Here is a 24,416-nt window from a genome sequence, read left to right on the forward strand (position 1 = left end):
TCCACCTGGTTCAGCTCACATCAGCACTTCAAAACTTTTTCGGGTTCGCCATCTGCGTTGGCTTTGCATTAAGGAAGCACCCAACGACTGCACTTCCGCCAACGGTCTTTGACAACCGGTTGTGCCGCGCAGACTGCCGCCGCACAACCGCCCAAAGCCCTTTAAATCCGCACTGCGATCTGGGTAGCAAGCTACGTTCCAGACTTCAGCGCGGCAAAACTTGTTGCGACGCTTACCGCGGCAATCAGGCTGCCAGCGACGACTGGTCGACGCGAACGCCAACACCCATCGTGCTCGAAACAGCGATCTTGCGCAGGTACACGCCCTTGCTCGTTGCCGGCTTGGCCTTCGTCAGCGCTTCGAGGAGCGCGTCGAGGTTGCTGCGCAGCGCGGTCGGCTCGAACGAAGCACGGCCGATGGTTGCGTGGATGATACCGGCCTTGTCGACACGGAATTGCACCTGACCAGCCTTCGCGTTCTTGACCGCGGTGGCGACGTCCGGCGTAACCGTACCGACCTTCGGGTTCGGCATCAGGCCGCGCGGGCCGAGGATCTGACCCAGCGTACCGACGATACGCATCGTGTCCGGCGAAGCGATCACGATGTCGAAGTTCAGGTTGCCGCCCTTGATCTGCTCGGCGAGGTCTTCCATGCCGACGATTTCCGCGCCAGCTGCCTTAGCCTGCTCAGCCTTCTCACCTTGCGCGAACACAGCAACGCGAACCGACTTGCCGGTACCTGCGGGCAGAACGACCGAACCACGAACGACCTGGTCCGACTTCTTCGCATCGATGCCGAGCTGGACTGCGACGTCGATCGACTCGTCGAACTTCGCCGTTGCGCATTCCTTCACGAGCGACAGTGCGTCGACGATTGCGTATTGCTTCTGGCGATCGATCTTGGCGGCCAGAGCCTTTTGACGCTTCGAAATCTTAGCCATTTACACGCCCTCCACGACGATGCCCATCGAGCGGGCGCTACCAGCGATCGTGCGGACCGCTGCATCCATATCGGCTGCCGTGAGGTCCGGCATCTTGGTCTTGGCGATTTCTTCGGCTTGTGCGCGCGTGATCGTAGCGACCTTGTCGGTGTGCGGCTTGGCCGAACCCTTGTCGACCTTCGCTGCCTTCTTGATCAGAACCGTAGCCGGCGGCGTCTTCAGGACGAACGTAAAGCTCTTGTCCGCGAACGCGGTGATCACGACCGGAATCGGCAGACCCGGTTCCAGAGCTTGAGTCTGCGCGTTGAACGCCTTGCAGAACTCCATGATGTTCAGGCCGCGCTGGCCCAGTGCCGGACCGACCGGCGGCGACGGGTTGGCTTTACCTGCAGGAATCTGCAGCTTGATAAAGCCGATGATTTTCTTTGCCATGTTGAAAACCTCTTTGGAACGCGTGAGCGTTCGGGTGAGTGGTAGCGCGCTGTCACCCAATCTTCGCTGTACCAAACATCTTCTACAGCCGACTGGACTACTGGCGCTCCTCTACGGCCATGACGCGGACCGTAAGCGCGGAAAAACGGACCGCACCAAAGATGCGATCCGTCGTATTCGATTTACAGCTTTTCGACCTGGCCGAATTCGAGTTCGACTGGTGTGGCGCGGCCAAAAATGGTGACGGAGACCCGGACGCGCGATTTTTCGTAGTTGACTTCTTCGACGCTGCCGTTGAAGTCCGTGAACGGACCTTCCTTCACGCGGACCATCTCGCCGACTTCGAACAGGGTCTTGGGGCGCGGCTTCTCAACGCCTTCCTGCATCTGCGACATGATCTTTTCGACTTCGCGCGGCGAAATCGGACTCGGGCGATTACGCGCCCCGCCGACAAAACCCGTCACCTTTGCCGTGTTCTTCACGAGGTGCCACGTTTCGTCCGTCATTTCCATTTCGACCAGGACGTAGCCCGGGAAGAAACGACGTTCGGTCACTGATTTGTGACCACCCTTCACCTCGACGACTTCTTCAGTCGGGACGAGGATCTGGCCAAACTTGTCTTGCATGCCGGCACGATCGATGCGCTCTTGAAGCGCACGTTGCACGCTCTTCTCCATGCCGGAGTAGGCGTGCACCACATACCAACGTTTTCCGCTCGGGGATGCCGGTGTATCGCTCATATCATTTCCAACCCAGAATCGCCGAGAAAATCACCCATTCGATGGATTTGTCGCAAACCCACAGAAAGATGGCCATTACCAGCACAAAACCGAAGACCACCAACGTCGTTTGCGTGGCCTCTTTACGAGTCGGCCAGACGACCTTGCGAACTTCTTTGTACGAGTCTTTGGCAAACGCGATGAAGCTCTTGCCGGGCGCCGAGAGAAGACCGACTACCCCCCCGCGATCACGCCAACTGCAAGCGCTGCACCGCGGACATACCACTCCTGGCTACCGAGCCAGTAGAACCCTACGAACCCGGCCACAACCAACAATACACCTGCTGCAAGCATCAGCTTGTCGCTGGAAGTATTTACAGTTTCGACGGAAGGATTCGCCATAACACCTTAAAGAACAACGCGCCGTAGCGCGTAAAGTTGGCAGGGGCAGAGGGAATCGAACCCCCAACCTTCGGTTTTGGAGACCGACGCTCTGCCAGTTGAGCTATACCCCTAAACCATTTGGGGTGATGGTAACCACCACCCCGAAACCACTTAGTCGATCACCGAGACTGGCAAAAACTTACTCGATGATCTTTGCGACGACGCCAGCGCCGACGGTACGGCCACCTTCGCGGATTGCGAAGCGCAGACCTTCTTCCATCGCGATCGGAGCGATCAGCTTCACCGTGATCGACACGTTGTCGCCCGGCATGACCATTTCCTTGTCCTTCGGCAGCTCGATCGAGCCCGTCACGTCCGTCGTACGGAAGTAGAACTGCGGACGGTAGTTGTTGAAGAACGGCGTGTGACGGCCGCCTTCGTCCTTGCTCAGCACGTACACTTCAGCCGTGAAGTGCGTGTGCGGCGTGATCGAACCCGGCTTGGCCAGAACCTGGCCGCGCTCGACGTCTTCACGCTTCGTGCCGCGCAGCAGGATACCGACGTTGTCGCCTGCCTGACCTTGATCGAGCAGCTTGCGGAACATTTCCACGCCCGTGCAGGTCGTCTTCACCGTCGGCTTGATACCGACGATTTCGATTTCTTCGCCGACCTTGACGATGCCGCGCTCAACGCGACCCGTCACCACCGTGCCACGACCCGAGATCGAGAACACGTCTTCCACCGGCATCAGGAACGCGCCGTCAACTGCACGCTCCGGCGTCGGGATGTACGTGTCCAGCGCGTCGGCCAGGCTCATGATCGCCACTTCACCCAGCTCGCCCGTGTCGCCTTCCAGCGCCAGCTTGGCCGAACCCTTGACGATCGGCGTGTCGTCGCCCGGGAAGTCGTACTTCGACAGAAGTTCGCGCACTTCCATTTCGACCAGCTCGAGCAGCTCGGCGTCGTCGACCATGTCGCACTTGTTCAGGAAGACGATGATGTACGGAACGCCAACCTGACGTGCCAGCAGGATGTGCTCACGCGTTTGCGGCATCGGGCCGTCAGCAGCCGAGCAAACCAGGATCGCGCCGTCCATCTGTGCCGCGCCCGTGATCATGTTCTTCACATAGTCAGCGTGGCCCGGGCAGTCGACGTGTGCGTAGTGGCGGTTAGCCGTTTCGTACTCGACGTGCGCGGTGTTGATGGTAATACCACGTGCCTTTTCTTCCGGTGCCGCGTCGATCTGGTCGTACGCCTTGGCTTCGCCACCGAACTTCTTGGTCAGAACCGTCGTGATAGCTGCCGTCAGCGTGGTCTTGCCGTGGTCAACGTGACCGATCGTGCCCACGTTCACGTGCGGCTTGGTCCGCTCAAACTTACCCTTGGCCATTTTCGACTCCTAAGAGGATTTTTCCGTACGTTGCGCGGGGCGCGCAAACAATCACTGGGTTGCTGCTGCCTGCTCGATGCGAGGCCTCTGGAGGCCTGCTAGATACCGGCTGGTGCCCATGGGCAGGATCGAACTGCCGACCTCTCCCTTACCAAGGGAGTGCTCTACCACTGAGCCACATGGGCAAAAACTGCTCTGAACTGCTTTATTGCGTCGCTGGAGCGGGTGAAGGGAATCGAACCCTCGTCGTAAGCTTGGAAGGCTTCTGCTCTACCATTGAGCTACACCCGCGAAGTTTTTCCGACTACTGCCGATTCCCGACACTTAACTTCAGCTGAATTCTGGTGGAGGAGGTTGGATTCGAACCAACGTAGGCGTAAGCCAACAGATTTACAGTCTGCCCCCTTTAACCACTCGGGCACCCCTCCGTAGAGAACTGATGATTATGGGGTAAGTTCCGAATCGTGTCAAGCACTTTGTTCGGCGCCAAACCCACAACGCTCTCACTTATAGGGAGAGCGGAAAAGCAAAAACCCCGGCTTTTTAGGGCCGGGGTTTCGCAATAAGAAGCCTGACGATTACCTACTTTCACACGGGCAATCCGCACTATCATCGGCGTAGAGTCGTTTCACGGTCCTGTTCGGGATGGGAAGGGGTGGGACCGACTCGCTATGGTCATCAGGCATGACGGGTTGCTGCGTCGCCTTTGGGGGCGCCACAGCCAATCTGGAAGAAGCGTAAAGAGTTTTTACTGAATTCGGGTTGTGTTGTTTATATCGGCACAACACTGATCTCTCAACCGTGCGCTTTGCCCCCTGCGGGGGTGGGATGCCCGTAAGTGCTGAAGCACTAACGATCATCGCAAAACACACCTGTTATAGGATCAAGCCTTACGGGCAATTAGTATCAGTTAGCTTAACGCATTACTGCGCTTCCACACCTGACCTATCAACGTCCTGGTCTTGAACGACCCTTCAAGGGGCTCGAAGCCCCGGGGATATCTCATCTCAAGGCGAGTTTCCCGCTTAGATGCTTTCAGCGGTTATCTCTTCCGAACATAGCTACCCGGCGATGCCACTGGCGTGACAACCGGTACACCAGAGGTTCGTCCACTCCGGTCCTCTCGTACTAGGAGCAGGTCCCTTCAAATATCCAGCGCCCACGGCAGATAGGGACCAAACTGTCTCACGACGTTTTAAACCCAGCTCACGTACCTCTTTAAATGGCGAACAGCCATACCCTTGGGACCGGCTACAGCCCCAGGATGAGATGAGCCGACATCGAGGTGCCAAACACCGCCGTCGATATGAACTCTTGGGCGGTATCAGCCTGTTATCCCCAGAGTACCTTTTATCCGTTGAGCGATGGCCCTTCCATACAGAACCACCGGATCACTATGACCTGCTTTCGCACCTGCTCGACTTGTCAGTCTCGCAGTCAAGCACGCTTATGCCATTGCACTATCAGCACGATTTCCGACCGTACCTAGCGTACCTTCGTACTCCTCCGTTACCCTTTGGGAGGAGACCGCCCCAGTCAAACTGCCTACCATGCACTGTCCCCGATCCGGATTACGGACCAAGGTTAGAACCTCAAACAGATCAGGGTGGTATTTCAAGGACGGCTCCATGCAGACTAGCGTCCACACTTCACAGCCTCCCACCTATCCTACACAAACCGGTTCAAAGTCCAATGCAAAGCTACAGTAAAGGTTCATGGGGTCTTTCCGTCTAGCCGCGGGGAGATTGCATCATCACAAACACTTCAACTTCGCTGAGTCTCGGGAGGAGACAGTGTGGCCATCGTTACGCCATTCGTGCAGGTCGGAACTTACCCGACAAGGAATTTCGCTACCTTAGGACCGTTATAGTTACGGCCGCCGTTTACCGGGACTTCAATCAAGAGCTTGCACCCCATCATTTAATCTTCCGGCACCGGGCAGGCGTCACACCCTATACGTCCACTTTCGTGTTTGCAGAGTGCTGTGTTTTTATTAAACAGTCGCAGCCACCAGTTTATTGCAACCCCTTCACCCTCCTGGCGCAGGCCAGTCAAGCTACAAGGGCGTACCTTATCCCGAAGTTACGGTACCAATTTGCCGAGTTCCTTCTCCCGAGTTCTCTCAAGCGCCTTAGAATACTCATCTCGCCCACCTGTGTCGGTTTGCGGTACGGTCACTGTTGAACTGAAGCTTAGAGGCTTTTCTTGGAACCACTTCCAGTTGCTTCTGCTCCGAAGAGCATGGCCTCGCACCCTTGAATTCCGCGCCCGGATTTGCCAAAGCGCCTTCTCCAATGCAAGGACCGGGACTTCCAACACCCGGACAACCTTCCGCGATCCGTCCCCCCATCGCATTCAACAATGGTGCAGGAATATTGACCTGCTTCCCATCAGCTACGCATTTCTGCCTCGCCTTAGGGGCCGACTCACCCTACGCCGATGAACGTTGCGTAGGAAACCTTGGGCTTACGGCGAGGGGGCCTTTCACCCCCTTTATCGCTACTCATGTCAGCATTCGCACTTCTGATACCTCCAGCACGCTTTTCAACGCACCTTCGCAGGCTTACAGAACGCTCTCCTACCATGCACATAAATGTGCATCCGCAGCTTCGGTATATGGCTTAGCCCCGTTACATCTTCCGCGCAGGACGACTCGATCAGTGAGCTATTACGCTTTCTTTAAAGGGTGGCTGCTTCTAAGCCAACCTCCTGACTGTTTTAGCCTTCCCACTTCGTTTCCCACTTAGCCATATTTGGGGACCTTAGCTGGCGGTCTGGGTTGTTTCCCTCTTGACACCGGACGTTAGCACCCGATGTCTGTCTCCCGTGATTGCACTCTTCGGTATTCGGAGTTTGCTATGGCGACGTAATCCGCAATGGACCCATCAACCATGACAGTGCTCTACCCCGAAGGTGATACACGAGGCACTACCTAAATAGTTTTCGGAGAGAACCAGCTATTTCCAGGTTTGTTTAGCCTTTCACCCCTATCCACAGCTCATCCCCTAACTTTTCAACGTTAGTGGGTTCGGTCCTCCAGCACGTGTTACCGTGCCTTCAACCTGGCCATGGATAGATCACCTGGTTTCGGGTCTACACCCAGCGACTGAACGCCCTGTTCGGACTCGCTTTCGCTACGCCTGCCCTATTCGGTTAAGCTTGCCACTGAATGTAAGTCGCTGACCCATTATACAAAAGGTACGCCGTCACCCCTTGCGAGGCTCCGACTGTTTGTATGCATGCGGTTTCAGGATCTATTTCACTCCCCTCCCGGGGTTCTTTTCGCCTTTCCCTCACGGTACTGGTTCACTATCGGTCGATCACGAGTATTTAGCCTTGGAGGATGGTCCCCCCATCTTCAGACAGGATTTCACGTGTCCCGCCCTACTTGTCGTACACCTAGTTCTTCCTCGCTGTTTTCGCCTACGGGGCTATCACCCACTATGGCCGCACTTTCCAGAGCGTTTGGCTAACAACGAAGATAAAGAGTACAGGCTGATCCCATTTCGCTCGCCACTACTTTGGGAATCTCGGTTGATTTCTTTTCCTGCGGCTACTTAGATGTTTCAGTTCGCCGCGTTCGCTTCGCATGACCTATGTATTCAGTCATGGATACTCCATACGGAGTGGGTTTCCCCATTCGGATATCGGTGGATCAAAGCTTGTTTGCCAGCTCCCCACCGCTTTTCGCAGGCTACCGCGTCCTTCATCGCCTGTGATCGCCAAGGCATCCACCACATGCACTTGTTCGCTTGACCCTATAACGGGTGTGTCTCATGATCCCCGGAGGAACCACTCAATCCACTCGCTACAGGTTGAGTATTCGTGTTGCGCCGTATTTCAAGGCAATCTTTCGATCACTTAAAAATACATTGATACAATCACAACCCTGATTCACCTACTCGCACCCATCTCTAAGTGCTTTCAGATGAATCTCTTTACTACTTCTTCCTGATTGTTAAAGAACGACAGCCGACATGGTTTTACTCACATCGCTCTGACTGGCTCAATCGCCAATGCGTAATACCCGGTTTGTGTTTCACCGGACACTAGGCATTGAGGATTGGTGGAGGATGACGGGATCGAACCGACGACCCCCTGCTTGCAAAGCAGGTGCTCTCCCAGCTGAGCTAATCCCCCAGTCATGCATACTTCAGGGAACTGCCCGTCAGACCAGTTGGTGGGTCTGGATGGATTCGAACCATCGACCCCCGCCTTATCAAGACGGTGCTCTAACCGACTGAGCTACAGACCCCTGAGTCTGTCTTTATTACAGCCGACAAGTGTGAGCGCTTTGATACGCGAGTGCGTGAGCTCTGGAAAGGAGGTGATCCAGCCGCACCTTCCGATACGGCTACCTTGTTACGACTTCACCCCAGTCATGAATCCTGCCGTGGTGACCGTCCTCCTTGCGGTTAGACTAGCCACTTCTGGCAAAACCCACTCCCATGGTGTGACGGGCGGTGTGTACAAGACCCGGGAACGTATTCACCGCGGCATGCTGATCCGCGATTACTAGCGATTCCAGCTTCACGCAGTCGAGTTGCAGACTGCGATCCGGACTACGATCGGTTTTCTGGGATTGGCTCCACCTCGCGGCTTGGCAACCCTCTGTTCCGACCATTGTATGACGTGTGAAGCCCTACCCATAAGGGCCATGAGGACTTGACGTCATCCCCACCTTCCTCCGGTTTGTCACCGGCAGTCTCCCTGGAGTGCTCTTGCGTAGCAACTAGGGACAAGGGTTGCGCTCGTTGCGGGACTTAACCCAACATCTCACGACACGAGCTGACGACAGCCATGCAGCACCTGTGTTACGGCTCCCTTTCGGGCACTTCCACCTCTCAGCGGAATTCCGTACATGTCAAGGGTAGGTAAGGTTTTTCGCGTTGCATCGAATTAATCCACATCATCCACCGCTTGTGCGGGTCCCCGTCAATTCCTTTGAGTTTTAATCTTGCGACCGTACTCCCCAGGCGGTCAACTTCACGCGTTAGCTACGTTACCAAGTCAATGAAGACCCGACAACCAGTTGACATCGTTTAGGGCGTGGACTACCAGGGTATCTAATCCTGTTTGCTCCCCACGCTTTCGTGCATGAGCGTCAGTATTGACCCAGGGGGCTGCCTTCGCCATCGGTATTCCTCCACATCTCTACGCATTTCACTGCTACACGTGGAATTCTACCCCCCTCTGCCATACTCAAGCGATGCAGTCACCAATGCAGTTCCCAGGTTGAGCCCGGGGATTTCACATCGGTCTTACATCACCGCCTGCGCACGCTTTACGCCCAGTAATTCCGATTAACGCTTGCACCCTACGTATTACCGCGGCTGCTGGCACGTAGTTAGCCGGTGCTTATTCTTCCGGTACCGTCATCCCCCGGCCATATTAGGACCAGGGATTTCTTTCCGGACAAAAGTGCTTTACAACCCGAAGGCCTTCTTCACACACGCGGCATTGCTGGATCAGGCTTTCGCCCATTGTCCAAAATTCCCCACTGCTGCCTCCCGTAGGAGTCTGGGCCGTGTCTCAGTCCCAGTGTGGCTGGTCGTCCTCTCAGACCAGCTACGGATCGTCGCCTTGGTGAGCCTTTACCTCACCAACTAGCTAATCCGCCATCGGCCGCCCCTATAGCGCGAGGTCCGAAGATCCCCCGCTTTCATCCGTAGATCGTATGCGGTATTAATCCGGCTTTCGCCGGGCTATCCCCCACTACAGGACACGTTCCGATGTATTACTCACCCGTTCGCCACTCGCCACCAGGTGCAAGCACCCGTGCTGCCGTTCGACTTGCATGTGTAAGGCATGCCGCCAGCGTTCAATCTGAGCCAGGATCAAACTCTTCAGTTTAAACCTGTTACTGTTTTCGGTTCTTTCGAACCGGTCGCTCACTCAAAGCTGACAGGTATCTGAATTGCTTCAAAAACCTGACTTACTTTAGTGTGAGACTCTTGATACTTTTGCTTCTCCTGACCGGCTCCGAAGAACCCGCCAGGTCGCATCACCTATCAAGCGCCCACACTTATCGGCTGTAAATTTTTAAAGATCGCGTCGCGCAAACTGCCCGGTTCGACTGCCGCACCGTAGTGCGCTGTTACTACCCGGCGTTTGCTGCGTTGCTGCGTCAGCAGCAGAGAAACGAGATTATGAAGTCTCTTTTTCGTTTCGTCAACATCTTTTTTTACGTTACCGTTTAAAAGCTTGTTGATCCTGCGAACCCGCTGGTTTCGTCGCGGGCTTCGCTGCGGCGTGTTGCTTGTTGCGTGCAGCGAAGGGGGCGAATCTTAGCGCCCCCTGAGGTAAGGCGCAAGGGGTGGCGGAAAATTTCCTTACTTTCCTGCCAACGCGGCCAGCGGCACGGCATTGGCCATCACCGCGTAGCCCGCGTCGCTCGGGTGGATATGGTCGCCGCTGTCGTATTCGCGGCGCAGACGCAGCGGATCAGCCGGGTCGCGCAGCGCCGCGTCGAAGTCCACCACGCCGTCGAATGCGCCACTCGTGCGAATCCACTGATTCGCCCTGGCGCGAATCGCCTCGCGCTCCGGCGGCAGCGCCGCCGGCGTGAGCGTCGCGCCGAGAATGCGTACGCCGCGCGCATGCGCCATTGCGATCACACGCTTGTAGCCCGCGATCAGATCGTCGGCGTTCACGCGCGTGTGCGGGAAATCGCAGTCGAGACCCGAGCGCGGCGGCATCGCCTGAAAGTTGATGTCGTTAATGCCGATCAGCAAAACCGCCGTGCGCACACCCGGGCGCAGCGCATCGCGTTCGAAGCGGCGCTCGAGCGCCTCACCGTAGCAGGGCGAATCGCTCAGCAGACGATTACCGCTGATACCCATATCGATGACAGCGAGATTGCCGCGCGACTCGCGCGCGAGACGGCGCGCCAGCGCATCCGGCCAGCGACGGTTTTCGTTGAGCGACGAGCGCATGCCGTCGGTGATCGAATCGCCGATCGCCGCAACCGTCGACGCCCCCGGCGCCTCGACCGCCAGCCCCGTCACCCACAGATACTGCGTGAAACGCTGGTTGAATGCGCCGATCGACGGGTCCGTCACGTGGTTGCCCGGCCGCGAGACATAGTTCACCTGGCTCGCCACGCGGTGCCATGCAACCACGGTTTGCTGCGGCCCCATATACGAGCTGATCGCATACGGCGCGCCGCTCTTCAGCGCGATATGCGCCGGATCGCTGTCGAGCTCCCCGCCCGGTGGCACCGATACGCTCTCGCGCCCGCCGAACGTCACCCGCGCCGTTTGCGCTTCGCTGGTCGCCGATCCGCCCGCAGACGGTGCGATCGCCATCGCGCCGATCATCAGCGGCGTCGCGCCATAGAGATTGCTGATGTGGACACGCGCCACCTCGCCGCCGAGCGTCGGATACACGATCTGCCGCACGGTGCGCCCCGCCACGTCCGGTGCGCGATACAGCGGCGGCAACGCGTTACGTTGGGGAATCGACTGCAGCGTGGTCGCCCAGCTTGTCACCCAATGGCCGCTGGCCGGCTGTTCGGCAAAGGCGGGCGCCGCGGCGCCGAGCGCGACGAGAAACGCGGCGCGGGCCGCAAAGTGTGCGAGGGAAATCTTCATCCGGGGAGCGAGTGCGCTGGCAAAGCGCCCATTGTGCCGCATGCTCCGCGGCGCAACCTTCCATCCGCCTGACAAAACCGGCGGACGAAACACCGCCCATCCCGCCGCGCACCGCACGCCGATCCCGCCTGCAACTCAAGCAGCGCGACGTCGCGTCCCTCTGCTCGATCCACGCAACTTCGCGCCCTTTTATCCAGGCTCAAAATATTCATTTACCGACCGGTCGGTTGGTTTATACTGCGCACCATACCCAATACAGCGAGAGCGTCTCCATGTACACGCAATCCCTCGACATTCCCGGCAATGTCGCCCCGCTCGACGCGGGCGCCGACTCGCCCGAGCAAGTCCGGTTCGACGCCATCATGGCCGCCGACGGCAAGATCGAGCCGCAGGACTGGATGCCCGATGCCTACCGCAAGACGCTGGTGCGCCAGATCTCGCAGCACGCGCACTCGGAAGTCGTGGGCATGCTGCCGGAAGGCAACTGGATTTCGCGCGCGCCGAGTCTGAAGCGCAAGGCGATCCTGCTCGCCAAGGTGCAGGACGAGGCGGGCCACGGCCTCTATCTCTATAGCGCGGCGGAAACGCTCGGCGTCTCGCGCGACCAGCTGATCGACGCCCTGCACGCGGGCAAGGCCAAGTATTCGAGCATCTTCAACTACCCGACGCCCACCTGGGCGGACGTCGGCGTGATCGGCTGGCTGGTCGACGGCGCGGCGATCATGAACCAGATCCCGCTGTGCCGCTGCACCTACGGCCCGTATGCGCGCGCCATGATCCGCATCTGCAAGGAAGAGTCGTTTCATCAGCGCCAGGGTTTCGACGCCCTGCTCGCGATGATGCAAGGCACCGAGGCGCAGCGCGAACTCGTGCAGCAGGCCGTGAACCGCTGGTGGTGGCCGGTGCTGATGATGTTCGGCCCGAGCGACGCCGACTCGGTCCACAGCAACCAGTCGGCCAAATGGGGCATCAAGCGCATCACGAACGACGATCTGCGCCAGAAGTTCGTCGACGCCACGGTCGAGCAGGCCAAAGTGCTCGGCGTGACGTTGCCCGACGCCGACCTGAAATGGAACGAGGCGCGCGGCCACTACGACTACGGCACGATCGACTGGGAAGAATTCTGGCGCGTCGTCAACGGCGACGGCCCGTGCAACCGCGAGCGCCTCGGCACGCGCGTGAAGGCGCACAACGAAGGCGCGTGGGTGCGCGAAGCCGCCCTCGCCCATGCCGAAAAGCAGCGTCAGCGCGCCGAAAGCCGCGCCGCGGCCTGACCCGAACCCGGCGAATGAGCCAACAGAGACTCGAAGGAGACAGCAAGATGAACAAGGAATGGCCGATCTGGGAAGTGTTCGTGCGCAGCAAGCAGGGGCTCGATCACAAGCATTGCGGCAGCCTGCACGCCGCCGACGCCTCGATGGCGCTGCGCATGGCGCGCGACGTCTACACGCGCCGGCAGGAAGGCGTGAGCATCTGGGTGGTGCCGTCCGCGGCGATCACGGCGTCGGACCCGAGTGAAAAGGCCGAGCTGTTCGAACCGGCCGGCGACAAGATCTATCGCCATCCGACGTTCTACACGCTGCCCGACGAAGTCAACCACATGTAAGAGCGAGACCATGACGACGCCCACGCAAGAACACCTCGCGTACGTGCTGCGCCTCGCCGACACCGCGCTGATCCTCGGTCAGCGCAACACGGAATGGTGCGGCCACGGCCCGATCCTCGAAGAAGACATCGCGCTCGCCAACATGAGCCTCGACCTGATCGGCCAGGCGCGCCTGCTCTACACGCACGCCGCCACGCTCGACAAGGCGCTCACCGGCCGCGAGCGCACCGAGGACGACTACGCCTATTTCCGCGCCGAGCGCGAGTTCGCCAACTACACGCTCGCCGAGCTGCCGCACTTCGGGCCGCTCGCCGGCACGACGCATTCGGCCAACGACTACGCCGTGACGATCGTGCGCAACTTCCTTTATGCGTCGCTGATGGCGCATCTGTGGACCGCGCTGCTGCGTTCCGCCGATCCGCAACTGGCCGCCATCGCCGAGCGTTCGATCAAGGAAACGCGCTATCACGTGCATCACGCGCGCGAATGGCTGATCCGTTTCGGCGACGGCACCGAGGAATCGCACCGCCGCGCCCAGGCCGCGCTCGACTGGCTGATGCCGTACACGCGCGAGTTCTTCAGCACGGATGCGGTGGAAACCGCCGTGGCCGAAGCCGGCATCGCGCCGCTCACCGCGCAGTTCGAATCCGCGTGGCGCGCCGACGTGCAAGCAGCGCTCGACGAAGCCACGCTCGTCGCGCCCGCGCCGGTCAAGCACGTGAGCACCGGCAAGCTCGGCGAACACTCGGAGCACATGGGTTTCGTGCTCGCCGAGATGCAGAGCCTCGCGCGCCAGCATCCGGACGCGCGCTGGTAAGCCGCGCCCCGCTTCCAGGGAGATGACGATGCAAGCCACGGCAGACCGCGCGCTCGAACGCGCCTGGGCCGCGCTCGAAGCGGTGCCCGATCCGGAGATCCCGGTGGTGTCGATCCGCGAACTCGGCATTCTGCGCGACGTGCGACGCGCCGACGACGGCCAGCTCGAAGTGGTCATCACGCCGACCTATTCGGGCTGTCCGGCCATGTCGCAGATCGCCGAGGACGTCGCGCACGCGCTCGACGCGGCGCAGATCGCGCCGTACCGCATCGCCACGACGCTGACGCCCGCCTGGACCACCGACTGGATCACCGACGAAGCGCGCGAGAAGCTGCGCGCCTACGGCATCGCGCCGCCCACGGGCAACTGCGGCGGCGGCGCGGCGTCAGGTCCGGACGAAAAGCCGATCACTTTCATGCCGAAACTGCCCGCGCCCGTCTGCCCGCGCTGCGGCTCGAAGCACACCGAGCGCCTCGCGCAATTCGGCTCGACCGCGTGCAAGGCGCTGTACCGCTGCCTCGATTGCCGCGAACCCTTCGACTACTTCAAACCGTACTGATATGGCCACCCCGCAATTCCATTCGCTGCGCATCCGCGAAGTACGTCCCGAAACCGCGGACGCGGTCTCCGTTGCATTCGAAGTGCCGCCCGAGCTGCGCGACGCCTACCGTTTCACGCAAGGACAGTTCGTCACGCTCAAGACCCATATCGGAGGCGAGGAAACGCGCCGCTCGTACTCGATCTGCGTCGGCGTGACCGACTACGACCGCGACGGCGAACTGCGCATCGGCATCAAGCGCGTGCGCGGCGGGCGTTTCTCGAACTTCGCCTTCGATCAGCTCGCGCCGGGCCACGAAATCGATGTGATGACGCCCGACGGCCGCTTCTTCACGCACCTGAACGCCGATCACGGCAAGCATTACGTGGCGTTCTCGGGTGGCTCGGGCATCACGCCGGTGCTCGCGATCGTCAAGACGACGCTCGAAACGGAGCCGCGCAGCGCGTTCACGCTGGTCTACGGCAACCGCAGCGTCGACCAGATCATGTTCGCGGAGGAGCTTGAGGACCTGAAGAACCGCTTCATGGACCGCTTCCGCCTCTACCACGTGCTGTCGGACGATCTGCAGGACGTCGAGCTGTTCAACGGCGTGCTCGATCAGGCCAAGTGCGCGGCGTTCCTCGACACGCTGCTGCCGCCGGGCGAGATCGACGAAGCCTTCATCTGCGGCCCCGCGCCGATGATGGACGCCGCCGAAGCCGCGCTCTCGGTCGCGGGCGTGCCCAAGCCGAATGTCCACGTCGAACGTTTCGGCTCGCCGCTGCCGCAAGCGGGCGTGACGCCGGTCGAAATCACCGCGGATACGCCGGCCGCCGAGCTGGAAATCGTTATCGACGGCAAGAAGCGCAAGCTGCGTCTGCCCTATGAGGGCGTGAGCCTGCTCGACGTCGGCCTGAAAGCCGGGCTTGCGCTGCCGTATGCATGCAAGGGCGGCGTGTGCTGCACCTGCCGCGCCCGCGTGCTCGAAGGCGAAGTGAAGATGGACAAGAACTACACGCTCGAAGAGCAGGAAGTGAAGGACGGCTTCGTGCTCACCTGCCAATGCCATCCTGTCAGCGAGCGCGTGGTGGTGAGCTTCGACGAGCGTTGAACGCCGCAGTCCCGACGCACACGCCACATGAACGTGAAATTAAGGGCCCGAATGCGCAGAAACGGAAATTCGCGGTGACATATCCGCTCTAGAGCAACAGCACGCTTTCGGCCCTCAGGCGATCCGCTTACACTAGGGGCCGCCCGCGCCAGGCGCACTTCGCTGCGCCGCGCGGGCGGTCCCTTTTGTCTCTAGCGCGCTTGCTGGCGTTTATGGCGTTCATGGCGAGCGCAACGAGTTGTCGATGACCACGATCCACCTCATTCATGGCGAGCCGGCGGCGGCCGCACTGCGACAGGCTCTCGACGCGGCGGACCCGGCCGGGCGCGTGATCGCACTGAACGACGACCTCACGGTCGGCCCGCTGCGCGACATCGACGCGAGCGGCAATCCCGGCGCGGCACAACGCGCGGCGTTCTGGCAGCGCCTCGGCGACATGCCGGACGCGCTCGCGCAGCACGACTGCGCGGCGCTCGCCGCCGTCGAAGCCGACGACGCCCACGTGGTGATCTGGCACACGCACGACGCCGCCGATCAGCTCACGCTGCGCCGCGTCTGCTACCGGCTGCGCTGCGCACCGCAACGCCTGAACGAAGTGCGCCTCGCCGCCGACGACCTCGCCGGTACGCCGGAACACGCCGCCGAACGCCTGCGCGCGCGCCTGCCCGACGCGGCGCCGATCTCGGTGCTGCGCATCACGCGCCTCGCGCTCGAATGGCAGGAAGCGAAGTTCGCGAACGGCGAAACGCGCCGCTGGCGCGACAACACGTTCACCAGCGGCGCCTGGGCCGATCTCGACGCGCTGATCCTCGACACCCTGAACGCGCAGTGTCCGTCGAGCGCACCGTGGCTCGCCTGCGATACGCTCGGCGCGGCGCTCACGCGCGGCGCGGGCTTCGCGGTGGCCGAACCGATCGTGCTATGGCGTCTGCGCGAGCTGGCCGGCGCGGGCGAACTGCATCTGCGCGACGACCGCTGCGCCGCGCCCGCCGAAGGCGCCAACGCGCGCTCGACGCGCCCGGTGCTGCCGCACACCGCCGCGCACCTGTCGCTTTCTCGCTGAATCCGCCGATCTCTCGCCCCCCGCCCTCTCCAACTCCGCCGATCCTCGCCGATCTCCGCCGATCCCCAACATGGCACGCACCCGAGCGCCCGACCACGAAACCCAGCGCGACCAGATTCTCGAACTCGCCGCGGCCAAATTCGCGCAGACGAGCTATCCGAGCACGTCGATGTCCGATCTCGCGGCCGCCAGCGGCACGTCCAAAGCCCGCCTCTATCACTACTACGAGAGCAAGGAAGCGATCCTCTTCGATCTGCTCGACCGCTACACGAAGCGGCTGATGCTGATCATCGCCGAGGTGGAAGGCGCGAGCCAGCGCCGCAACCTCGACGAGCGCGAGAGCTTCGCCGAGTTGATCCGCGCGTTTCTCGTGGAGTACGAGACCTCGCACAGCCGCCATGTGGCGCTGCTCAACGACGTCAAATATCTGGTGGACGCGCAGCGCGAGATCATCCTGAACCGCCAGCGCGACGTGGTCGCCGCCTTCACGCGCCAGCTCGCGCGCGCCTATCCGGGCCGCGTGACAGCCGACAACCAGACCGCGCTCACCATGATGGTGTTCGGCATGATCAACTGGACTTTCACCTGGTTGAAGCCCGGCGGCCGCATGGGCTACCGAGATTTCGCCGAGCAGGTGATCGCCGTGGTCGATCACGGACTGCAGTCGGCCTGACCCTTAAAACGAAGCGGATAATCGGCAATATTGCTGCTGCGCAACATGATGTGTAGTCACAACAGTTGACGCGTCAACGTATTCGCCGCACATATCCCATAAAAATCAATGAGTTGGAGCGTCTATTTTCTTAATTAGGCGCAACACTCAAATCTGTAATCCGGGTTTTCCCTAGCCCCACCCCAGGGTTTCCGCTAGAATCCGTTTTGCGCCGCATCATGCGCCCGCAGTCCGATTCTAAGGAGAACCCACCATGAACAAGCTTTCGACCCAAGCCCACGCGCCGATCCTGCCGACCGGCCGCACGCTGTCGTCCGGTCATTCGCCTGTCATGGTGCGCGTGCTCACCTCGGCCGACCGCGACCGCCTGCTGAGCCACTTTCTCGCGCTCGGCACCGACGACCGCCTGCTGCGCTTCGGCCAGGCCGCGCCGGACCATGTGATCGAGAACTATGTGCGCGGTCTGGACTTCACGCGCGACACCGTGTTCGGCGTGTTCGACCATCAGCTGCAACTCGTCGGCGCGGGCCATCTGGCCTATCTGCCCGCCGACGGCAACGGCCGCACCGCCGAATTCGGCGTGTCGGTCAGCGAAAGCGCGCGCGGCCAGGGCATCGGCTCGAAGCTGTTCGAGCGCGCCGCCATCCGCAGCCGCAACACGCACGTCACCACGCTGTACATGCACTGCCTGTCGCGCAACTCCACGATGATGCACATCGCGAAGAAGTCGGGTATGAAGATCGAATACGCCTACGGCGAAGCCGACGCGTATCTCTCGCTCGAACCGGCCGACCAGAGCAGCATCATCGCGGAAATGCTCCAGGAACAGGCCGCCGTGTTCGACTACGCGCTCAAGCGCCAGGCGCGTCAGGCCTCACGTCTGATCGAAACGATCCTCCCGCAGGCCGTGGCAGCGTGACTCCTGCCCGGCTGGGTTGAATGAGCACGAAATAAAAAAGCGGCTTCGGCCGCTTTTTTTACGTCTATCGCCGCGCGCCCGATAAGGCGTTCATAGAATTGGCAGCGCGGTCGTTTCCTTGAAGGTCTGCAGGGAAAAGCTCGACTTCACGTCGATCACCGACGGATGGTGCAGCAACTGGTCCTGCACGAAGCGCGAGAAGTGCGCCATGTCCTCCACCTGCACGCGTAGCAGAAAATCCATGTCGCCCGTCATGGCGTGACACGCCACCACCTCGGGCCACGTCTGCACGGCCGCGCGAAACAGCTCGGCGTGCGTCACGCCCTCGCGCCCCGACGCCGTCGGCCCGCGCTTCTCCAGCCGCACATTCACGTAGGCCAGCAGGTCGAGCCCCAGCTTTTGCGCGTCGAGCAGCGCCACATACCCGCGGATCACCCCGCTCTCTTCGAGCCGCCGGATGCGTCGCAGACACGGACTCGGCGAGAGATTCACCCGCTCCGCGATCTCCTGATTCGAGAGCCGGCCATTATCCTGAAGAATCGCGAGAATGCGACGGTCGATTGCGTCCAATTCGATGTCAGCCATTTTCTGCCACTCGGTGAAGTATAGAAAGCATTTTATAGCCCAGATTGTGAAAACTACGACCAAGATCGCAAGTTTTCTCCCATATTGGACAGCTAGACTGCCTGCACCAATCAATGATCTTGATCAACGCAGGAGACAACCATGCAGGTCCCCACCTGGGAAAATCCCGTCGGCACCGACGGCTTCGAGTTCATCGAATACACCGCCCCCGATCCCAAGGCGCTCGGCAAGCTGTTCGAGCGCATGGGCTTCACTGCCGTCGCGCGCCACCGCCACAAGGACGTGACGCTTTATCGCCAGGGTGAGATCAACTTCATCGTCAACGGCGAGCCCGATTCGTTCGCGCAGCGCTTCGCCCGCCTGCACGGCCCGTCGATCTGCGCAATCGCGTTTCGTGTGCAGGACGCCGCCAAGGCCTACCAGCGTGCGCTCGAACTGGGCGCATGGGGCTTCGACAACAAGACCGGCCCGATGGAGCTGAACATTCCGGCCATCAAGGGCATCGGCGACTCGCTGATCTATTTCGTCGACCGCTGGCGCGGCAAGAACGGCGCGCAGCCGGGCAGCATTGGCGACATCGGCATCTATGACGTCGACTTCGTGCCGATCGAGGGCGCCGAACAGAATCCGGTCGGCCACGGCCTCACCTACATCGACCATCTCACGCACAACGTGCATCGCGGCCGCATGGCCGAGTGGGCCGAGTTCTACGAACGCCTCTTCAACTTCCGCGAAATCCGCTACTTCGACATCGAAGGCAAGGTGACGGGCGTGAAGTCGAAGGCGATGACCTCGCCGTGCGGCAAGATTCGTATTCCGATCAACGAGGAAGGCGGCGAGACGGCCGGTCAGATCCAGGAATATCTGGACGCGTATCACGGCGAAGGCATTCAGCACATCGCGCTCGGCACGAGCGACATCTACCGCACGGTGGATGGCCTGCGCGCCTCGAATATCGCGCTGCTCGACACCGTCGACACGTATTACGAACTGGTGAACCGCCGCATTCCGGGCCACACCGAGCCGCTCGACGAGCTGAAAAAGCGCAAGATCCTGATCGACGGCGCGCCCGAGGACCTGCTGCTGCAAATCTTCACGGAGAACCAGATCGGCCCGATCTTCTTCGAGATCATCCAGCGCAAGGGCAATCAGGGCTTCGGCGAAGGCAACTTCAAGGCGCTGTTCGAATCGATCGAACTCGACCAGATCCGCCGCGGCGTCGTGCAGGACAAGGCGTAAGCGTCGTCGGAATATCAAGCGGAAGAAAAGCAAAAAGGGCGGAGATCACACGATCTTCGCCCTTTTTAGCTGGTGAATCAGTCGATGAGTCCGCCGCCGCACACCCGGCCACGGTCTCGCATGAGTGGAATGCTGCGCGGATCAACGCGGCATTGCGCGCCGCTTCATGAGCGGCTGGTTGAGCGACTTAGCGCTCGGCCTTAACAGCCGGTGCGACGTTCGTGTCGACCTTCGCGCACAGCGAATACTGCGCGCACGACGTGGACGCATTCGCGCCGCCGCGGGTGCTGGCGTTCGAATGCAGCGGCGCGCTCATGGCGAAGAACGCTGCCGAGACCGTCAGGAAGGTCTGGATATGTCGATTATTCATGTGGTACTCCTTTTTTCAGACTGCCTGCCACTGCGCAAAAAAACGATCGCGCCCTGAATGTTTCGGGGCGCGGCGCGGATCGCACAGGTGAGGGAGTTAGACAGGATATTCAAGACCGGTTCCGTACAAGTGCAACTTTTACACGTTGTTACTTCACACGAAACTCGGATACATCCTTTGTTACACAGGCCTGACGAGTGCTAAGCACCATCTGATAATTTTGACAGACGGCCTAAGAACAGATGCTGCGATGCATCAGAAAACTCCGACATTCTGACGAGGAGCGGCGGGTTTATCCGAGTGCTACTATCGAAAAAAAGGAGCCAATATGGCGACCCCGGCCAACGCATTCACAAGATGCCGAGGCCCTGAAGTTCTGGCGATCCCACAACGGATTGGTTGGATGGAGGAAGACACATAATGAATGCCCCGCTAGACGCAGGTCAGCGCGCTTCGCTCGAAGCCGCACTCGCTTCCGTCACGCTCGACGATAAATACACCCTCGAACGCGGCCGCGCGTACATGAGCGGCATCCAGGCGCTGGTCCGTCTGCCGATGCTGCAACAGGAACGCGACAAGGCCGCCGGTCTCAATACCGCGGGGTTCATCTCAGGCTATCGCGGCTCGCCTCTGGGCGGTCTCGACCAGTCGCTCTGGAAGGCGAAGCAGCATCTCGCCGCACACGGCATCGTTTTTCAGCCCGGCGTCAACGAAGACCTCGCCGCGACCGCAGTCTGGGGTTCGCAGCAGGTGAACCTGTATCCGTCCGCGAAACACGACGGCGTGTTTTCGATGTGGTACGGCAAAGGCCCCGGCGTCGACCGCTGCGGCGACGTTTTCAAGCACGGCAACTCGGCCGGTTCGTCGGCGCACGGCGGCGTGCTGGTGCTCGCCGGCGACGACCACGCCGCCAAGTCCTCGACGCTCGCGCACCAGTCGGAGCACATCTTCAAGGCCTGCGGCCTGCCGGTGCTGTTCCCTTCGAACGTGCAGGAATATCTCGACTTCGGCCTGCACGGCTGGGCGATGAGCCGCTACTCCGGCCTCTGGGTCGCGATGAAATGCGTGACCGACGTGGTGGAATCGTCGGCGTCGGTGGAAATCGATCCGCACCGCACCCGCATCGTGCTGCCCGAGGATTTTCTGATGCCCGAGGGCGGCCTGAACATCCGCTGGCCCGATCCGCCGCTCGTGCAGGAAGCGCGTCTGCTCGACTACAAGTGGTACGCCGGGCTCGCCTACGTGCGCGCCAACAAGCTCGACCGCATCGAGATCGATTCGCCGCACGCGCGCTTCGGCATCATGACGGGCGGCAAGGCGTATCTCGACGTGCGCCAGGCGCTCACCGACCTCGGTCTCGACGACGAAACCTGCGCGCGCATCGGCCTGCGGCTCTACAAGGTCGGCTGCGTGTGGCCGCTCGAAGCGCAAGGCGCGCAAGCCTTCGCGCGCGGGCTCGAAGAAATTCTCGTGGTCGAGGAAAAGCGCCAGATTCTCGAATACGCGATCAAGGAAGAGCTGTACAACTGGCCCGATGCGCAGCGTCCGCGCGTCTACGGCAAGTTCGACGAGAAGGACGGCGCAGGGGGCGAATGGTCGGTGCCGATGGGCAACTGGCTGCTGCCCGCGCACTACGAACTCTCGCCCGCGATCATCGCCAAGGCCATCGCCACGCGTCTCGACAAGTTCGAGATGCCGTCCGACGTGCGCGCGCGCATCGCCGCACGCGTGGCCGTGATCGAAGCGAAGGAACGCGCGCTCGCCAAACCGCGCGTGCAGGCCGAACGCAAGCCGTGGTTCTGCTCGGGCTGCCCGCACAACACCTCGACGAACGTACCCGAAGGCTCGCGCGCGATGGCGGGCATCGGCTGCCACTACATGACCGTGTGGATGGACCGCAGCACCAGCACCTTCAGCCAGATGGGCGGCGAAGGCGTGGCGTGGGTCGGTCAGGCGCCGTTCACGAACGACAAGCACGTGTTCGCCAATCTCGGCGACGGCACCTACTTCCACTCGGGTCTGCTCGCGATCCGCGCGGCGATCGCCTCGAAGGCGAACATCACCTACAAGATTCTCTATAACGACGCGGTCGCGATGACGGGCGGCCAGCCCGTCGACGGCGTGCTCACGGTGCCGCAGATCACGCATCAGCTCGCGTCCGAAGGCGCGAAGCAGATCGTGATCGTCACCGACGATCCGCAGAAGTACGAAGGCGACATCGCCGCGAAACTCGCGCCGGGCGTGACGATCCATCACCGCGATCAGCTCGACGCGGTGCAGCGCGAATTGCGCGAGGTCTCGGGCACGACGATCCTGATCTACGACCAGACCTGCGCGACGGAAAAGCGCCGCCGCCGCAAGCGCGGCACGTATCCCGATCCGGCGAAGCGCGTGGTGATCAACGAGGCCGTCTGCGAAGGTTGCGGCGATTGCTCGGTGCAGTCGAACTGCCTCTCGGTCGAACCGCTCGACACCGAATACGGCACGAAGCGCCAGATCAACCAGTCGAGCTGCAACAAGGACTTCTCGTGCCTCAAGGGCTTCTGCCCGAGCTTCGTGACGGTCGAAGGCGGCCAGTTGCGCAAGCCGAAGGCGAGCAGCGTCGCGAACGACACGATGCCCGCCGTGCCGACGCCCGACGTGCCCGCCATCGCGCGCCCCTACGGCGTGCTCGTGACGGGCGTGGGCGGCACCGGCGTGGTGACGATCGGCGCGCTGCTCGGCATGGCCGCGCACCTCGAAGCCAAGGGCGTGACCGTGCTCGACGTGACCGGCCTCGCGCAGAAAGGCGGCGCGGTGATGAGCCACGTGCAGATCGCCAATCGTCCGGACGACATCCACGCGACGCGCATCGCGATGGGCGACGCGAAACTCGTGATCGGCTGCGATGCCATCGTGACCGCCAGCGACGACTGCGTCTCGCGCATGCACGAAGGCGACACGCATGTCGTGCTCAACAGCACGCCCACGCCGACGGCCGAGTTCATCAAGAATCCGCAGTGGCAGTTTCCGGGTTCGAACACCGAGACCGACGTGCGCAACGCGGCGGGCGCGGACAATGTGGCCACCGTCGACGCCAATCGCTACGCGCTCGCGCTGCTCGGCGACGCGATCTACACGAATCCGTTCGTGCTCGGCTACGCGTGGCAAAAGGGCTGGCTGCCGCTCACGCACGAATCGCTCACGCGCGCGATCGAGCTGAACGCCGTGCAGGTCGAGAAGAATCTCGCGGCCTTCGAATGGGGGCGGCGCGTCGCGCACGACCGCGCGGCTGTCGATCAGCTGATCCGGAAGCCGCTCGCGGAACAAGGCGTCAGCGACGCGGGCGCGAAGATCGTCTCGCTGCACACGCCCAAGGCGCTCGACACGCTGATCGAGAAGCGCGCGCAGTATCTGGCCGCGTATCAGAACGAGGCGTACGCGCAGCGTTATCGCGCGTTCGTCGATGCGGTGCGCCGCGCCGAAGCCCAGCTCGAACACGTCGACGGCCAGCAGCCGCTCACCGAAGCCGTCGCGCGCAATCTGCACAAGCTGATGGCGTACAAGGACGAGTACGAAGTCGCACGCCTCTACGCCGATCCGGCCTTCGTCGAGAAGATCAAGGCGAGCTTCGAAGGCGACTGGAAGCTCAACTTCCATCTTGCGCCGCCGTCGTTCGCGAAGCACGACGACAAGGGTCATCTGCTGAAGAAGCAGTATGGCCCGCGCATGCTGTCGGCGATGCGCGTGCTCGCGAAGCTCAAGTTCCTGCGCGGCACGGCGCTCGATCCGTTTGGCCGCACCGAGGAACGCCGCCACGAACGCGCGCTGATCGGCGAATACGAGGCGCTGATGCGCGAAGTGAGCGGCGGCCTGCGCGACGCGAATCTGCCGCTCGCGCTCGAACTCGCGAACCTGCCCGACGCGATTCGCGGCTACGGCCACGTGAAGGAGAACAACCTCAAGGCCACGCGCGCGAAGTGGGCGACGCTGCTCGCGAAGTGGCGCTCGCCGGAAAACGGCGCGGCGCGGCACGCGGCTTGATGCGTTTTTGAGGCG

Annotated in this window: 17 protein-coding genes, 6 tRNA genes, 3 rRNA genes and 1 pseudogene; 10 read left to right on the forward strand and 17 right to left on the reverse strand. The window is 61.2% G+C overall.

Annotated elements, in window-relative coordinates; genetic code table 11:
• Positions 1–244: 244 nt before the first annotated feature.
• The 15 genes and pseudogenes from rplA to G5S35_RS13555 all read right to left on the reverse strand — a co-directional run bounded on the left by rplA (position 245) and on the right by G5S35_RS13555 (position 11,457).
• Entirely contained in the window at positions 245–940 is a 696-nt protein-coding gene (gene rplA, locus G5S35_RS13485; protein ID WP_074987832.1) for a 50S ribosomal protein L1, read from the reverse strand.
• Positions 941–1,372 carry a 50S ribosomal protein L11 gene (gene rplK, locus G5S35_RS13490; RefSeq protein ID WP_074987833.1) on the reverse strand — a complete coding sequence of 144 codons (432 nt, stop codon included), beginning with the start codon at positions 1,370–1,372 and terminating at the stop codon, positions 941–943.
• 182 nt (positions 1,373–1,554) lie between these two features.
• On the reverse strand, positions 1,555–2,112 hold the full coding sequence (nusG, locus tag G5S35_RS13495; protein WP_027821101.1) for a transcription termination/antitermination protein NusG: 558 nt from the start codon (positions 2,110–2,112) through the stop codon (positions 1,555–1,557).
• Position 2,113: 1 nt separating this feature from the next.
• Positions 2,114–2,493 (reverse strand): annotated as a pseudogene (secE, locus tag G5S35_RS13500) (preprotein translocase subunit SecE).
• 37 nt (positions 2,494–2,530) lie between these two features.
• A tRNA-Trp gene (locus tag G5S35_RS13505) sits at positions 2,531–2,606 on the reverse strand.
• A 68-nt stretch (positions 2,607–2,674) separates the two neighbouring features.
• Positions 2,675–3,865 (reverse strand): elongation factor Tu, encoded by a 1,191-nt coding sequence (tuf, locus tag G5S35_RS13510; protein ID WP_011350666.1) that lies wholly within the window; start codon positions 3,863–3,865, stop codon positions 2,675–2,677.
• A gap of 110 nt (positions 3,866–3,975) precedes the next feature.
• Positions 3,976–4,050: transfer RNA gene (locus G5S35_RS13515), tRNA-Thr, on the reverse strand.
• 32 nt (positions 4,051–4,082) lie between these two features.
• Positions 4,083–4,156 (reverse strand) — tRNA-Gly (locus G5S35_RS13520).
• A gap of 51 nt (positions 4,157–4,207) precedes the next feature.
• A tRNA-Tyr gene (locus tag G5S35_RS13525) sits at positions 4,208–4,293 on the reverse strand.
• A gap of 141 nt (positions 4,294–4,434) precedes the next feature.
• Positions 4,435–4,548 (reverse strand): 5S ribosomal RNA (rrf, locus tag G5S35_RS13530).
• 196 nt (positions 4,549–4,744) lie between these two features.
• A 23S ribosomal RNA gene (locus G5S35_RS13535) occupies positions 4,745–7,623 on the reverse strand.
• 306 nt (positions 7,624–7,929) lie between these two features.
• Positions 7,930–8,005: transfer RNA gene (locus G5S35_RS13540), tRNA-Ala, on the reverse strand.
• A gap of 38 nt (positions 8,006–8,043) precedes the next feature.
• Positions 8,044–8,120: transfer RNA gene (locus G5S35_RS13545), tRNA-Ile, on the reverse strand.
• Positions 8,121–8,185: 65 nt separating this feature from the next.
• Positions 8,186–9,718 (reverse strand): 16S ribosomal RNA (locus G5S35_RS13550).
• Together the 16S, 23S and 5S rRNA genes with 5 tRNA genes alongside form the textbook arrangement of a ribosomal RNA operon.
• Before the next feature lie 479 nt (positions 9,719–10,197).
• On the reverse strand, positions 10,198–11,457 hold the full coding sequence (locus G5S35_RS13555) for an SGNH/GDSL hydrolase family protein (RefSeq protein ID WP_183038377.1): 1,260 nt from the start codon (positions 11,455–11,457) through the stop codon (positions 10,198–10,200).
• Between the two features lie 272 nt (positions 11,458–11,729).
• Between G5S35_RS13555 and paaA the strand changes: the two genes are divergently transcribed.
• The 8 genes from paaA (at position 11,730) to G5S35_RS13595 (ending at position 18,184) form a co-directional block, all read left to right on the forward strand.
• Entirely contained in the window at positions 11,730–12,731 is a 1,002-nt protein-coding gene (paaA, locus tag G5S35_RS13560; protein ID WP_074982726.1) for a 1,2-phenylacetyl-CoA epoxidase subunit PaaA, read from the forward strand.
• 14 nt (positions 12,732–12,745) lie between these two features.
• Positions 12,746–13,063, forward strand: a complete 318-nt coding sequence (gene paaB / locus G5S35_RS13565) for a 1,2-phenylacetyl-CoA epoxidase subunit PaaB (protein WP_373681629.1) — start codon at positions 12,746–12,748, stop codon at positions 13,061–13,063.
• Between the two features lie 10 nt (positions 13,064–13,073).
• Complete coding sequence (gene paaC, locus G5S35_RS13570) at positions 13,074–13,880, forward strand: 1,2-phenylacetyl-CoA epoxidase subunit PaaC (protein ID WP_074982728.1); 807 nt, start codon at positions 13,074–13,076, stop codon at positions 13,878–13,880.
• Between the two features lie 28 nt (positions 13,881–13,908).
• Positions 13,909–14,439 (forward strand): 1,2-phenylacetyl-CoA epoxidase subunit PaaD, encoded by a 531-nt coding sequence (paaD, locus tag G5S35_RS13575; protein WP_231957608.1) that lies wholly within the window; start codon positions 13,909–13,911, stop codon positions 14,437–14,439.
• A 1-nt stretch (position 14,440) separates the two neighbouring features.
• Complete coding sequence (paaE, locus tag G5S35_RS13580; protein ID WP_183038378.1) at positions 14,441–15,529, forward strand: 1,2-phenylacetyl-CoA epoxidase subunit PaaE; 1,089 nt, start codon at positions 14,441–14,443, stop codon at positions 15,527–15,529.
• A gap of 244 nt (positions 15,530–15,773) precedes the next feature.
• Positions 15,774–16,592, forward strand: coding sequence for a DUF1835 domain-containing protein (locus tag G5S35_RS13585; protein ID WP_065061096.1), 819 nt, complete (start codon positions 15,774–15,776; stop codon positions 16,590–16,592).
• Between the two features lie 70 nt (positions 16,593–16,662).
• Positions 16,663–17,265, forward strand: a complete 603-nt coding sequence (locus G5S35_RS13590; protein ID WP_065061097.1) for a TetR/AcrR family transcriptional regulator — start codon at positions 16,663–16,665, stop codon at positions 17,263–17,265.
• A 253-nt stretch (positions 17,266–17,518) separates the two neighbouring features.
• Positions 17,519–18,184, forward strand: a complete 666-nt coding sequence (locus G5S35_RS13595; RefSeq protein ID WP_065061098.1) for a GNAT family N-acetyltransferase — start codon at positions 17,519–17,521, stop codon at positions 18,182–18,184.
• Between the two features lie 90 nt (positions 18,185–18,274).
• Here the strand turns inward: G5S35_RS13595 and G5S35_RS13600 are convergent, their stop codons facing one another.
• On the reverse strand, positions 18,275–18,769 hold the full coding sequence (locus G5S35_RS13600; RefSeq protein WP_065061099.1) for an Lrp/AsnC family transcriptional regulator: 495 nt from the start codon (positions 18,767–18,769) through the stop codon (positions 18,275–18,277).
• A 141-nt stretch (positions 18,770–18,910) separates the two neighbouring features.
• Between G5S35_RS13600 and hppD the strand changes: the two genes are divergently transcribed.
• Positions 18,911–20,008: a 4-hydroxyphenylpyruvate dioxygenase gene (gene hppD / locus G5S35_RS13605; RefSeq protein ID WP_065061100.1), complete on the forward strand. Its 1,098-nt coding sequence runs from the start codon at positions 18,911–18,913 to the stop codon at positions 20,006–20,008.
• A 187-nt stretch (positions 20,009–20,195) separates the two neighbouring features.
• On the opposite strand, the gene G5S35_RS13610 is transcribed toward hppD, so the two are convergent.
• On the reverse strand, positions 20,196–20,378 hold the full coding sequence (locus G5S35_RS13610) for a hypothetical protein (RefSeq protein ID WP_074982736.1): 183 nt from the start codon (positions 20,376–20,378) through the stop codon (positions 20,196–20,198).
• A 420-nt stretch (positions 20,379–20,798) separates the two neighbouring features.
• Between G5S35_RS13610 and G5S35_RS13615 the strand changes: the two genes are divergently transcribed.
• A complete protein-coding gene (locus G5S35_RS13615) occupies positions 20,799–24,401 on the forward strand; it encodes an indolepyruvate ferredoxin oxidoreductase family protein (RefSeq protein ID WP_183038379.1) in 3,603 nt (1,200 codons plus the stop codon).
• The last annotated feature ends 15 nt before the right edge of the window (positions 24,402–24,416 follow it).

Origin of the sequence: Paraburkholderia tropica, from assembly GCF_014171495.1 — a bacterium.
In the GTDB taxonomy this organism is placed as follows: Bacteria; Pseudomonadota; Gammaproteobacteria; order Burkholderiales; family Burkholderiaceae; genus Paraburkholderia; species Paraburkholderia tropica.